The sequence below is a fragment of the Mesorhizobium sp. CU3 genome (genome assembly GCF_006442965.1).
In the GTDB taxonomy this organism is placed as follows: Bacteria; Pseudomonadota; Alphaproteobacteria; order Rhizobiales; family Rhizobiaceae; genus Mesorhizobium.
Map to the genome: position 1 here is coordinate 348982 of NZ_VFWX01000002.1, position 12960 is coordinate 361941.

General features: G+C 62.4%; 8 protein-coding genes. 5 read left to right on the top strand and 3 right to left on the bottom strand.

Annotated elements, in window-relative coordinates:
- Both dnaE and FJ988_RS05155 read right to left on the bottom strand, forming a co-directional pair.
- Positions 1 to 3522 (bottom strand): DNA polymerase III subunit alpha, encoded by a 3522-nt coding sequence (dnaE, locus tag FJ988_RS05150; RefSeq protein WP_140815676.1) that lies wholly within the window; start codon positions 3520 to 3522, stop codon positions 1 to 3.
- Positions 3523 to 3615: 93 nt separating this feature from the next.
- Complete coding sequence (locus FJ988_RS05155; protein WP_140815677.1) at positions 3616 to 5628, bottom strand: acetyl/propionyl/methylcrotonyl-CoA carboxylase subunit alpha; 2013 nt, start codon at positions 5626 to 5628, stop codon at positions 3616 to 3618.
- Between the two features lie 259 nt (positions 5629 to 5887).
- On the opposite strand from FJ988_RS05155, the gene FJ988_RS05160 reads away from it, so the two are divergent.
- Positions 5888 to 7015, top strand: coding sequence for an S-(hydroxymethyl)glutathione dehydrogenase/class III alcohol dehydrogenase (locus FJ988_RS05160; protein WP_140815678.1), 1128 nt, complete (start codon positions 5888 to 5890; stop codon positions 7013 to 7015).
- Positions 7016 to 7068: 53 nt separating this feature from the next.
- Here FJ988_RS05160 and FJ988_RS05165 read toward each other — a convergent pair whose 3' ends face one another.
- Positions 7069 to 8007, bottom strand: a complete 939-nt coding sequence (locus FJ988_RS05165; RefSeq protein WP_140815679.1) for a LysR family transcriptional regulator — start codon at positions 8005 to 8007, stop codon at positions 7069 to 7071.
- 121 nt (positions 8008 to 8128) lie between these two features.
- Here FJ988_RS05165 and FJ988_RS05170 point away from each other — a divergent pair, with 121 nt between their 5' ends.
- From FJ988_RS05170 to FJ988_RS05185, 4 genes are read left to right on the top strand one after another with little or no spacing between them, the layout of a single operon-like run.
- Complete coding sequence (locus tag FJ988_RS05170) at positions 8129 to 9169, top strand: aromatic ring-hydroxylating dioxygenase subunit alpha (RefSeq protein WP_140815680.1); 1041 nt, start codon at positions 8129 to 8131, stop codon at positions 9167 to 9169.
- Complete coding sequence (locus tag FJ988_RS05175; RefSeq protein WP_140815681.1) at positions 9166 to 10287, top strand: 2Fe-2S iron-sulfur cluster-binding protein; 1122 nt, start codon at positions 9166 to 9168, stop codon at positions 10285 to 10287. Before FJ988_RS05170 ends, FJ988_RS05175 begins: the two co-directional genes overlap by 4 nt.
- A 46-nt stretch (positions 10288 to 10333) precedes the next feature.
- The gene (gene hisC / locus FJ988_RS05180; protein ID WP_140815682.1) at positions 10334 to 11455 is read left to right on the top strand and encodes a histidinol-phosphate transaminase; all 1122 of its coding nucleotides are present in this window, start codon (positions 10334 to 10336) and stop codon (positions 11453 to 11455) included.
- Positions 11452 to 12957, top strand: a complete 1506-nt coding sequence (locus tag FJ988_RS05185; RefSeq protein ID WP_140815683.1) for an FAD-binding oxidoreductase — start codon at positions 11452 to 11454, stop codon at positions 12955 to 12957. The genes hisC and FJ988_RS05185 overlap by 4 nt, the downstream gene beginning before the upstream one ends.
- Positions 12958 to 12960: the final 3 nt, after the last annotated feature.

The window sequence follows — 12960 nt, forward strand, 5'->3', positions numbered from 1 at the left end:
TTAAACCAGCTCTACTTCGACGACACCCTGCACGGCGCGCATAGCCGATGCGATTTGTGGTGAGATACGATATCGGCCCAGATCGATCTCGACCTCGCCCTCTGCACCCTTAAGCACTATAATGCTGACCTGACTCTCACCGCGCTGTTTGAGCTGTGATTGAATAGTAGGAGATGGGCGATCGTCTCTAACAAAAATGCGCAATGCCTTCTGGATGCGACTAGCTTCGTCGTCCAATGATTGCACGGCATTAATGCGCAGATTGATGCCCTCGGGCCTATCCTCGGCCGAAACCATGATAACTACCGAGTTGCCGGGTTCTAGCATGTCGCGAAATTGCGCCAAGCCTTCTGAAAACAGAACAGCCTCATATTGGCCTGTGGTGTCGGAGAACTGTACCACTCCCATCTTGTTGCCCGTACGGGTCTTGCGTTCCTGCTTGGAAGTGACCGTCCCGGCAAGCCGGCCGTTGGTCGCGCCGCGTTTGACACCCGCCGCAAACTCTCCCCAGTTCTGCACCCGCATCTTCTGGAGAGCCGCCTTGTACTCGTCGAGCGGATGCGCCGAGAGATAGAAGCCGACCACCTGGAATTCGCGGTGCAGCCGGTCCGCCGCAAGCCACGGGTCGGTCGCCGGCAGGTTGAGCGCTTGCGACTGCGCGCCGAGAGACGCACCGAAAATATCGTGCTGGCCCGAAATGGCGTTCTGCTGCGCCAGCGAGGCAAGGCCCATCATTCGCTCGACGCCGGCCATCATCTGCGCGCGGTCGTGGCCGAAGCAATCCAGCGCACCGGCCATGATCAGGCTTTCGAAGACGCGCTTGCCGACGATCTTGGGATCGACCCGCTCGCAGAAATCGGCGAGGTTCTTGAACGGCTTCTCGCCGCGCACGGCAACGATGTGCTCGACCGCCGCGTCGCCGACGCCCTTGAGCGCCGCCATCGAATAATAGATGCGGTTCTCGCCGACCTCGAACGGCCTGAAGCTCGACATCACCGACGGCGCCAGCACCTCGATGCCGAGACGCAGCGCATCCTGGCGGAAATCGGCCAGCTTGTCGGTGTTGCCCATGTCGAGCGTCATCGACGCGGCGAGGAACTCGACCGGATAATGCGCCTTGAGATAGGCGGTCTGGTAGGAGACGACCGCATAGGCGGCCGCGTGCGACTTGTTGAAGCCGTAGTCGGCGAACTTGGCCAGAAGATCGAAGATGAAGTCGGCCTGCGGCTTGCCGACGCCGCGTTCGACCGCACCGGTGACGAAGCGCTCGCGCTGCTTGTCCATCTCGGCGCGGATCTTCTTGCCCATGGCGCGGCGCAGAAGGTCGGCTTCGCCGAGCGAATAGCCCGACAGCTCCTGCGCGATCTGCATCACCTGTTCCTGGTAGACGATGACGCCCTGCGTTTCCTTCACCAGATGGTCGATCTTTGGATGGATCGAGGCCATCTCCTCTTCGCCATGCTTTCTGGCGTTGTAGGTCGGGATGTTCTCCATCGGGCCTGGACGATAGAGCGCGACAAGCGCGATGATGTCCTCGATGCAGTCCGGCCGCATGCCGATCAGCGCCTTGCGCATGCCGGCACTTTCAACCTGGAACACGCCGACCACCTCGCCGCGCGACAGCATGGCGTAGGTGTCGGGGTCGTCGAGCGGGATGGTCGCCAGATCGATGTCGACGCCGCGCCGGCGGATCAACTTCACCGCAGTTTCGAGCACTGTCAGCGTCTTCAGGCCGAGGAAGTCAAACTTCACCAGCCCGGCCTGCTCGACATATTTCATGTTGAACTGGGTGACCGGCATGTCCGAGCGCGGATCGCGGTACATCGGCACCAATTCGGACAAAGGTCTATCGCCGATGACGATACCGGCGGCATGTGTCGATGCGTGGCGGTAGAGGCCTTCGAGTTTCTGCGCCGTATCGAGCAGCGTCTGCACGATCGGCTCCTTCTCCGCCTCCTCGGCAAAGCGAGGCTCGTTGGCGATGGCGTCCGCCAGCTTGACCGGATTGGCCGGGTTCTGAGGCACCATTTTCGACAACTTGTCGACCTGGCCGTAGGGCATCTGCAGCACGCGGCCGACGTCGCGCAGCACCGCGCGCGCCTGCAGCGTTCCGAAGGTGATGATCTGGCCGACCTGGTCGCGACCGTATTTCTGCTGGACGTAGCGGATGACCTCCTCGCGCCGATCCTGGCAAAAGTCGATGTCGAAATCCGGCATCGAGACGCGGTCGGGGTTGAGGAAGCGCTCGAACAGCAGCGAGAAGCGCAGCGGGTCGATGTCGGTGATGGTAGTCGAATAGGCGACCAACGAGCCGGCGCCCGAACCGCGCCCAGGCCCGACCGGAATGCCTTGCGCCTTCGCCCATTTGATGAAGTCGGCGACGATCAGGAAGTAGCCCGGGAACTTCATCTTTTCGATGATGCCGAGCTCGAATTCGAGCCGCTCGCGATACTGCTCGACCGTGTAGCCGGGCGTCGGACCATGTGCGGCCAGCCGCGCATCCAGGCCTTCGCGCGCCTGGCGGGCGAGCTCGGCGGCCTCGGCCTTTTCGGCCGCGTCCTTGTCGGCGGCGTCGGCGCCGGTGAAGCGCGGCAGGATCGGGCTTCGGTTCTTTGGGTAGTAGGAGCAGCGCATGGCGATCTCGACGGTATTGTCGATCGCTTCCGGCAGGTCGGAGAAAAGACGCGCCATGTCGGCCTGGCTGCGCAGGAAATTGTCCGCCGCAAGCCGGCGGCGGTTGTCGGCGGCGACCACCGAGCCTTCGGCAATGGCGATGAGCGCGTCATGCGCCTCATAGTCGTCGCGCTTCGAGAAGAAGGACTCGTTGGTGGCGACCAGCGGCAATTCATGCCTGTAGGCGAGATCGACCGTCGACTTTTCGACCATACGGTCATAGCCGGCGACCCGTTCCAGCTCGATGTAGAGCCGGTCGCCGAACAGACCTTTGAGGAACAGCAGCCGCTGTTCTGCGAGGTCGCGCCGGTCGGCCTTGAGCGCGGCGCCGATCGGTCCGCGCGGTCCGCCGGTCAGGCAGATCAGCCCGTCGCTTTTGCCTTCAAACATGGTGCTGGTCAGGTGCACCGGCTCGCCGGGCGGCGTCTCCAGATAGACCTTGGAGATCAGCCGCACCAGATTGCCGTAGCCGGCCTCGCTGGCGGCGATCAGCACCACCGGCGACATTTCCGGGCCCTGCCGGCGGCGGTCGCGCTGGGCCTCGACCGCCTCGCCGGAGAAAGCCAGGTCGATCTGGCAGCCGATGATCGGCTGGATGCCATCCTTGACCGCCTTCTGAGCGAATTCGAGCGCGCCGAAAAGATTGTTGGTGTCGGTGACGGCGATGGCCGGCGCCGCATCCTTGACAGCATGGCCGACGATCGCGCCGAGCTGCAGCGCGCCCTCGAGCAGCGAATAGGCCGAATGCACGCGCAGATGGATGAAGGTGCGCGCCGGCGCTTCCGGCGGCGCGGTCTTCAAGGCCGCTTCGCGCTGCAGTGGGTCGCGGGGAAGTCGTTCATCCGCCATGGGGCTTAGTGTCGCTCGAAAAGACTCAGCATCGGTGAAGATGTATTGTCCGGGAGCGCGTCTTGCGAGTCCAGCGATGAGCTGTGCACAGGCTCAGGCGAACTCCATGATCACCGCGTCGACCGCCAGGCTGTCACCCGGCTTAGCGTTGAGTTTCGCCACCGTCAGATCGCGCTCGGCCCGCAGCACGTTTTCCATCTTCATCGCCTCGACCACGGCCAGCGTCTCGCCGGCCTTGACCTCCTGGCCTTCCGTGACCGCGATCGAGACGACGAGGCCCGGCATTGGGCAGAGCAGCATCCTTGACGTATCCGGCGGCAGCTTTTCAGGCATCAGCCTTTCGAGCTCCGCCGTGCGCGGCAACATGGCTTGCGCCGTCACCGACATGCCCTTCCAGGCAATGCGCAACCCGTTCAGCGCCGGGCGGATCTGGGCGGCAATGGTTTCGCCGCCGACCGTGCCGTGCCAGATCGCGTCGCCGGGCCGCCAGTCGGAGGCGACGGTCAGCGGCTTGCCGCCGTCGATCGACAGGTCGACCTCCATCGGGATCGAAACCATGCCGTCAATGATGGCGGCGGAAAGGTATCCGGAACCGATCTTGACCACCCAGTCTCGCTTGAGATGGCCGGAATGCGGCGCCAGCCGCCCGCTCAACCGATCGAGCCGGTCGCGGCGCAGCAATTCGATCGCGGTGGCGATGGCGGCAAACACCGCCCTCTCCTTGCCATCCGGCTCGACCGGCGCGAAGCCGTGCGGATATTCCTCGGCTATAAAGCCGGTCGACAGCCGCCCCTCGCGCCAGCGCGGATGCTGCATCAGCGCCGAAAGGAACGGAATGTTGTGCTCGATGCCGTCGACGACGAAGCTGTCCAGCGCCTCCGACATGGCGTCGATCGCTTCGAGCCTGGTCGGCGCCCAGGTGCAGAGTTTTGCGACCATCGGATCGTAGAACATCGAGATTTCCGAGCCTTCGGTGACGCCGGTATCGTTGCGCACCACGATGTCGCCGAATATGCCCTCTTCCGGCGGCCGGTAGCGGGTCAACCGGCCGATCGAAGGCAGGAAATTGCGATATGGGTCCTCGGCATAAAGCCGGCTCTCCACCGCCCAGCCGTTCAGCTTCACATCGCTCTGCTTGAGGGCGAGCTTTTCGCCGGCGGCAATGCGGATCATCTGTTCGACCAGATCGATGCCGGTGACAAGCTCGGTCACCGGGTGCTCGACCTGCAATCTCGTATTCATTTCAAGGAAATAGAAGTTCTTGTCCTTGTCGACGATGAATTCGACCGTACCGGCGCTCTGGTAGTCGACAGCCCGGGCCAGCGCCACCGCCTGCTCGCCCATCGCCTTGCGGGTCTTGGCGTCGAGGAACGGCGACGGCGCCTCTTCGACCACCTTCTGGTTGCGGCGCTGGATCGAGCATTCGCGCTCGCTGAGATAAAGTGCGGTGCCATGCGCGTCCGCCAGCACCTGGATCTCGATATGGCGCGGGTCGACGACGAATTTCTCGATGAAGACGCGGTCGTCGCCGAAGGAGCTCTTCGCTTCCGAACGCGCCCGATCGAAACCGTCGCGCACTTCCGCCTTGCTCCAGGCGATGCGCATGCCCTTGCCGCCGCCGCCGGCCGAGGCCTTGATCATCACCGGATAGCCGATCTCGCCGGCGATCCTTTCGGCATGATCGGCATTCTCGATCACGCCAAGCCATCCAGGCACAGTCGAGACCTTGGCCTCATTGGCGAACTTCTTCGATTCGATCTTGTCGCCCATCGCCTTGATCGCCCGGGGCTTCGGACCGATGAAGACGATGCCTTCCGCCTCGAGCGCCTCGCAGAAGGCGGCGCGTTCCGACAGGAAACCATAGCCCGGATGCACGGCCTGCGCGCCCGTCTCTTTGCAGGCGGCGATGATCTTCTCCGGCAGCAGATAGCTTTGCGCGGCCGGCGAAGGGCCGATATGCACCGCCTCATCGGCCATCTCGACATGCACCGCATCGCGATCGGCGTCCGAATAGACCGCGACGGTGGCGATCCCCATCTTGCGCGCCGTCTTGATCACGCGGCAGGCGATCTCGCCGCGATTGGCGATCAGGATCTTTTTGAACATTCGTTCCTCCGGCGAAGCGGTCCAGTTCTATGGAGAATTCCGGCTGGCCTCAAGTGTCCGTGGACTGCCGCTTGGACCCGAACCCAATTGCAGAAACCGCGCCGAAAAACGTCGCAAGGGACGTTGGCCGCCATAAAGGAACCCGTTAGAGTGCGCTAGGCTCACTGCGGAGGGCCGGCAGGCGGTTCGCCTCGCCGGGCAGGCTCAAAAGGCCGGCCACATCAAAAAGATTGTCGATTACCTTGGGAGGAAGTGCCTCATGAAAACGCGTGCCGCCGTTGCTGTCGCCGCCGGAAAGCCGCTGGAGATCATGGAGGTGGACCTCGAAGGGCCGCGTGACGGCGAGGTGCTGGTGGAGATCAAGGCGACCGGCATCTGCCACACCGACGAGTTCACGCTGTCAGGCGCCGATCCGGAAGGCCTGTTTCCGGCCATTCTCGGCCATGAGGGCGCCGGCGTTGTGGTCGATGTCGGCAAGGGCGTCACCTCGGTCAAGAAGGGCGACCATGTCATCCCGCTCTATACGCCCGAATGCCGCCAGTGCCCGTCCTGCCTGTCGCGCAAGACGAATCTGTGCACCGCGATCCGCGCCACGCAGGGGCAAGGCTTGATGCCGGACGGCTCGTCGCGCTTCTCGATCGGCAAGGACAAGATCTTCCACTATATGGGCTGCTCGACATTCTCCAACTTTACCGTGCTGCCCGAGATCGCGCTGGCCAAGGTCAATCCGGACGCTCCCTTCGACAAGATCTGCTATATCGGCTGCGGCGTCACCACCGGCATCGGCGCGGTCATCAACACGGCAAAGGTCGAACAAGGCGCCACCGCCGTCGTCTTCGGCCTCGGCGGCATCGGCCTCAACGTCATCCAGGGCCTGAAACTTGCTGGTGCCGACATGATCATCGGCGTCGATCTGAACAACGACAAGAAGCCCTGGGGCGAGAAGTTCGGCATGACGCATTTCGTCAATCCGAAGGAGATCGACGGCGACATCGTGCCTTACCTGGTCAACATGACCAAGCGCGGCGCCGACCAGATCGGCGGCGCCGACTACACTTTCGACTGCACCGGCAACACCAAGGTGATGCGCCAGGCGCTCGAAGCCTCGCATCGCGGCTGGGGCAAGTCGGTCATCATAGGCGTCGCCGGCGCCGGCCAGGAGATTTCGACCAGGCCGTTCCAGCTGGTCACCGGCCGCACCTGGATGGGCACCGCCTTCGGCGGCGCCCGCGGCCGCACCGACGTGCCGAGGATCGTCGACTGGTACATGGAGAAAAAGATCCAGATCGATCCGATGATCACCCATACGTTGAAGCTGGAGGACATCAACAAGGGCTTCGATCTCATGCATGAGGGCAAGTCGATCCGCAGCGTCGTCGTTTACTGATCACCTGACCCCAGCCACACCCGTTGAGACGGTCGGCCGCGAAGCGAAGGAAATTAAATCGCCGTCGACCAGCCTCGATTGGCCGAAAAAGCGTCGACGCGCTTCGAGATCGAAACGATCCAGCTGCGCAGATCAGGTCCGAATGGCTTTTCCAGCGCCACTCGGTCCCAAGCCAGGAAATAGGCGGCGGGCAATTGCATGCGCTCGTCGAATGGCACGACCAGCCGGCCAGCCATGATGTCTTCGGCAGCCATCGACAGTTGGGCAAGGACAAACCCTCTGCCATTTATCGCAGCGTCTATGGCGGCGCTCGACAGCGAGAACGCCACTTCGCCCGAGGCTTTCCGGTGTGGCACGCCAATCCGGTGGGCCCATTCCGCCCAGCTTGGCGGCGATTGATGATCCCTGGCCCATTCAATGCCGAGCAGGGGAAAATCAAGAATATCGGAAGGCCGCCTGAGCGGACGATTGGCCACCAGCGTTGGCGCGCAAGCCGGCACCACCCAATCCCTGAACAGTTCCACGTAGTGGTCGAACTCATGGACTTTCGTGCCGTACGAGATGCGGAAATCCACTTGGTCGGCGCTAAAATTCGGCTCCTGCTCGGAGCCGATCAGGCGCACTTTTGCGCCGGCATGGCCTATCTGCCAATCCAGCAGCTGAGGTGCCACCCATTTGCTTGCAAGCGACGGCAGGCAAGAGATAGTCAGCGCGCTTTCCGAACGCGCGCGCTCCACGATGTGCTGCGCATCGCGGATCTGTTCGAATCCTGATGAAATAGCCGCGTGGTAGGTCCGTCCCCAAGACGTCAAGGCGACGCTCCTGCCGCGGCGTTCGAGCAGGCTGAGACCGAGTGCTTCTTCGGCCTTGCGGATCTGCTGGCTGACCGCACCAACGGAAACACCCAGGTCAACCGCGGCCGCCGTAACGCTGCCGCATCGGCCGAAAGCTTCGAAAGCTTGTATCGCGCGAAGCGGGAGCGTGTTCTTCACCTGGGAATGATCCTGGGGTCGGTTTGTTTTAGCATTTCTAAAATAGAACGCAGATGCAAGCACTTTGTCGCCCCCTGCCCGAGCGCTAACAATTCAACGCTTAGAAGCTCGGGAGGACGCCATGTTTCTTCGAAATTGTTGGTATGTAGCCGCATGGGATGAGGAAGTCGCCGAAGGGCTGAAGCCCGTGCGCATTCTGGGTGATGACATCGTCCTCTACCGCAAGACGGATGGCGTCGTGGCAGCGCTCGAGGACGCCTGCCCGCACCGCAAACTGCCTCTGTCGATGGGCCGCATCAAAGGCGACACGGTGGAATGCGGCTATCACGGGCTGACGTTCGACAGCACCGGTACCTGTACCCGAGTGCCCGGAGCGGAAAAGATACCGCATGTCGCATGCGTGCGTTCCTACCCGATTGCCGAGCGCTACGGCCTGCTGTGGATCTGGATGGGCGAGCCGCAGAAGGCCGATCCAGCCTTGATTTTTCAAGTCGAGCATTGGGGTGACCCGGCATGGGGCGTCAATCGCGGCGAGTCCATGACGCTCGACTGCAACTACCTCTACATGACCGACAATCTGCTTGATCCCTCGCACGTCTCCTGGGTTCATCAGTCATCCTTCGGCGGTGTCGCGGCAATGGAAGACGTGGCGCTTGAGACCACCGTGGGTTCGGACGGAGTGACCGTCTGGCGCTGGATGGTGGATGTAGAGCCGGCGCCATTCTACGCGCCATTCCTCAAATTCTCGGGCCATTGCGACCGCAAGCAGCACTACGAGGTGCGCTACCCCAGCAACGCCATCATCAAAGCCATCTTCGTGCCGTCCCATACCGGCGGCGAAGGCAAGCCGTACCATGAGGATGTGTTCCTCATGGACAGCTACAATTTCATGACGCCGGTCGATGAGAACCAGACGAAATACTACTGGTTCCAGATGCGCAATTTCGCGCCCGACGATCAGGAAGTCTCCCGGCAGTTCGCCAAATCCGTACGCGGCGCGTTCGACGAGGACCGTGTCGTCTTGACCGCGGTGCACAAGGGGATGGCCAACATGCGCACGCCGAATCTCGATCTCAAGATCGATGTCGGACCAATGCGCTTCCGCCGCAACCTTTCGAAGCTCATTGCTGCCGAGAGCCAGCAATTGGCCGCCGCCGAATGAGTTCACTGTCCGCCCGCGCCAACACGAAATCGAGCGGTTTTCGCGACCTGAAAGTCGTCGCGAAAACCAGGGAGAGCGCGATCATCACATCGTTTCTGCTCGAGCCGAAAGACGCGCGGGACTGGCGTCCGTACGAGCCGGGCCAATTCCTGGTATTCCGCATTCCCGGTCCGAAAGAAGCGTCGGCACCCAACGGATATGTGCTGCGAAATTACAGCGTGTCCGGGTCGACGAGCGACGTGGGCAGATATCGGATCAGCGTCAAGCGCGAGGCATCGCCCAGGCCCGGACTTCCGGACGGAATAAGCTCGACCTTCCTGCATGACGAAATCCAGGTCGGCGATGTCCTGACGGCGGAGGGACCGCGTGGCGACTTCGTTCTCGACACCAAAGGCAACCGGCCGGTGGTGCTGCTGAGCGGTGGTGTCGGTCTCACGCCCATGGTTTCCATGCTGCACGCCCTGGCTTCCGATGACGCCCGGCGCGTGATCTTCATTCACGCGTGCGAAAACGGCGACATTCATGCGTTCCGCGACGAGGTATCGGACTTGGCGGCCTTGCGACCGGGGATCACGGTGCATTTCTGCTACCGTTGCCCCACCGACCTTGACAGATCCGAAGGCCGGTTCAACAGCGAAGGCCTAGTCTCGCGCGACTTGCTACAGGCTCTCTTGCCGCTCGACGACTATGATTTCTATCTGTGCGGCCCGCCGCCCTTCATGCAGGCCGTCTACACCACCGTGCGCGAACTTGGCGTGCCGAAGGAGCGCGTCGCCTACGAATTTTTCGGTCCGGCTACGGTGCTCGATGGCGGACAGCCGGCGATTGTCGCCTCACCCGCCGCAGAGATCGAGCCGCAAGGGACAACCGTGACGGTGGAGTTCCGCAGATCGGGTATCAAGGCGGCATGGGACGGCACGTCATCGCTCCTGGAGTTGGCGGAAGACCAAGGCCTGCAGCCGGAATTCAGCTGCCGCGCCGGTGTTTGCAGCACATGCAAGTCGCGGTTGATCGGCGGTGAAGTCGACTATTTCGAAGACCCGCTCGATGAACTCGAGCCTGGAGAAGTGCTGTTGTGCTGCTCCAGGCCGCGCGGGTCGATCGTCCTGGACATTTGATGCATGGCATTCCGCTAAAACCAACGTATCGGTAGGGAAGTCTGAATTGGACAATTCAATCAACTCAGGATCGAGGCTCCGCCTCAACCCGTATATCGCGGCGCTACCGCCTTACAATGCCGGCATGAACATCGCGGTGGCGCGAACGCTTAGCGGACGTCATGACATCGCTCGGCTTGCCAGCAATGAAAACCCGGACGGCTGTTCTCCAAATGTCATGGAAGCGCTTGCGGCGTCATCGTTCGAGCCCTGGCGCTATGCCGATCCGGCCTGCACGGCGCTGCGCACCGCGCTGGGCGAGAAGCTGGCTGTCGACCCCGGCCTGATCGTTGCCGGCAACGGATCCGAGGAAATGATCGCCGCGATCTCTCGCGCAGTGCTTGCGCCGGGCGGCTCGGTCGTCACGACGGCGCCGAGCTTCGGCTTGCACGAAATCGAGCCCCTGGCGATGGGCGCCAAGGTGATCAAGATCCCGATGACCGACGGCATGGGATTTGACCTTCCCGGCCTTGAGACCGCATTCGCCGCCGAGCCGAACATCGTTTTCATCTCGTCACCTTGGAACCCCGTCGGGCCGGGACTCGATCACGCTGCCTTGCGACGCCTAATCGCGGCGGTTCGTCCCGGAACGCTCTTCGTCCTCGACGAGGCCTATTTCGAATTCTCCGATCCAGGTGCGCCAGACGGCATTGAGATGCTCAGGGACAGCGGCATCGACTGCGTTGTCCTGCGGACGTTCTCTAAAGCCTATGGGCTCGCCGGATTGCGGGTAGGATATGCGGTGTGTTCCAGTTTGGAGATCGCCGCGGTGGTTTCCGCCGCGAAAACGCCATTCAACGTCAATGGAGCTGCGCAGATCGCGGCCATCGCGGCGCTCGCCGACGAAGACTGGATGAAAGCATCGACCGGTCGCGCGAGGGCGCAGCGCCAGCAGGTTGCGTCGGCCCTTGCCGATCTCGGCTTTCGGGTCGCTCCATCGCAAACGAATTTCCTTTTCTTCGATTGCAGCGGCGACAGCGCCCGCCTTGCGGCATCGCTGCTGGCGCGGGGCATCATCGTCAAGCCGTGGCGCGAACACGGCTACGAGCGCTATCTGCGCGTCACGATCGGATCACCCACTGACAACGATCGGTTCGTAGAGGAACTCGCCGGGTTGGCGGGCCGATGAGAGATATCGCCATCGGAAATCCGGACGCGTGCGTTCGTCATTCGCTGCCTCTGACGGCAATCGAAGCCTTGCGTCACATCGTCGGCGTGTCGAACGTGCGCATCGCCGAGGCTGCTCCGGAAATTGGCCGGGACGCCTCGATCGTCGTGTCTCCAGCCACCACGGACGAGGTTGCCGCGATCGTCCGAGTCTGTCGCCAGAATGAAATCCCAGTCGTGCCGCTAGGCGGCGGAACCGGTCTTGTTGGGGGAAGCGTTTCGAGCCCCGACGAAATCGTTCTGTCCACGGCACGCATGAACAGGATCGAGCGGCTCGACCCAGTCGAGCGCGTTGCCGTGGTCGGCAGCGGGGTCACCCTGGAGGAACTGCAAACCGCCGCGGGACTTCATGGTCTGGAGCCGGGAATCGATCTTGCCGCACGCGGTTCGGCGACGATCGGAGGCATGGTTTCCACCAACGCCGGAGGCATGATGGCCTTTCGCAACGGCGTCATGCGCCATCGGGTTCTCGGGCTCGAAGCCGTGCTGGCCGACGGCTGCATTTATCGCGATCTGACACGGGTGGTGAAGAACTCGGCCGGCTACGATCTCAAGCATCTTTTCATCGGCGCCGAGGGAACGCTCGGGATAGTCACGCGCGTCGTCGTCAAGCTCGACGATGCGCCCCGGGCCACCGCCACCGCACTTTTCGGACTGCCTTCGGTCGACGCCGCCCTGGCTACGATCGGCATGGCCCTTCAATCAAACGCAGGACATTTGCGCGCCGCCGAGGCGATGTGGAATTCTTATTTCGGGCTGGCCGCGTCGGCGCTTGGCTGGACCGACGCCGGCGTGACGCCCGACCAGCCGATATTCCTTTTGATGTCGCTTGGCGGCGCGCACGAAGATGCGCTCCAGCAAGAGTTCGAGCGTATCTATTCGGAAACGTTGGAGCGATTTCCGCTGGCGACAGGCATCGTCGCCAGTTCACGCCAGCAGGAAAGCGACCTGTGGCGGCTGCGCGAGGACACCAGCGTGCTTTATCGCGCCCATTCCAACGCGCCCTCGTTCGACGTGTCGGTGCCGCTGACCGAAATCCAGGACTATCTCGAACGGGTTCTGACCGGCTTTGCTGCAATCGAGCCCGATCTGTTTCCATATGTTTTCGGGCATCTCGCGGACGGAAACCTGCACATCATCCTCAACCGCGCAGGCCCGCTTTCCGAGCCGATGACTGCCGCGGTCGAAGACGTCCTGTATGGCGGCCTTCGGGACCTTGGAGGGTCTTTCTCCGCAGAGCACGGGATCGGTTCCAAGCGCATCCATGCGCTTTTGGCCACAGCCGACCGGACAAAGCTCGCCACGATGGAAAAGGTGAAGAAGGCACTGGACGATCAATCGATCATGAACCCCGACAAGGTACTGCCTTGCCCTGGCTGGTTCGTGCGGTCTCCCGAACGGCCTGCCTCAGGCGAATCGCGCCGACCCCAAATTCAAAACGAGAGCAATCCCACCAATGGATAGCCC

What these genes read in the sequence shown, in the direction of transcription:
- FJ988_RS05170 (WP_140815680.1), top strand. Translation starts at nt 8,129, where the DNA reads ATGTTTCTTCGAAATTGTTGGTATGTAGCCGCATGGGATGAGGAAGTC.
- FJ988_RS05155 (WP_140815677.1), bottom strand. Translation starts at nt 5,628, where the DNA reads ATGTTCAAAAAGATCCTGATCGCCAATCGCGGCGAGATCGCCTGCCGC.
- dnaE (WP_140815676.1), bottom strand. Translation starts at nt 3,522, where the DNA reads ATGGCGGATGAACGACTTCCCCGCGACCCACTGCAGCGCGAAGCGGCC.
- FJ988_RS05160 (WP_140815678.1), top strand. Translation starts at nt 5,888, where the DNA reads ATGAAAACGCGTGCCGCCGTTGCTGTCGCCGCCGGAAAGCCGCTGGAG.
- FJ988_RS05185 (WP_140815683.1), top strand. Translation starts at nt 11,452, where the DNA reads ATGAGAGATATCGCCATCGGAAATCCGGACGCGTGCGTTCGTCATTCG.
- FJ988_RS05175 (WP_140815681.1), top strand. Translation starts at nt 9,166, where the DNA reads ATGAGTTCACTGTCCGCCCGCGCCAACACGAAATCGAGCGGTTTTCGC.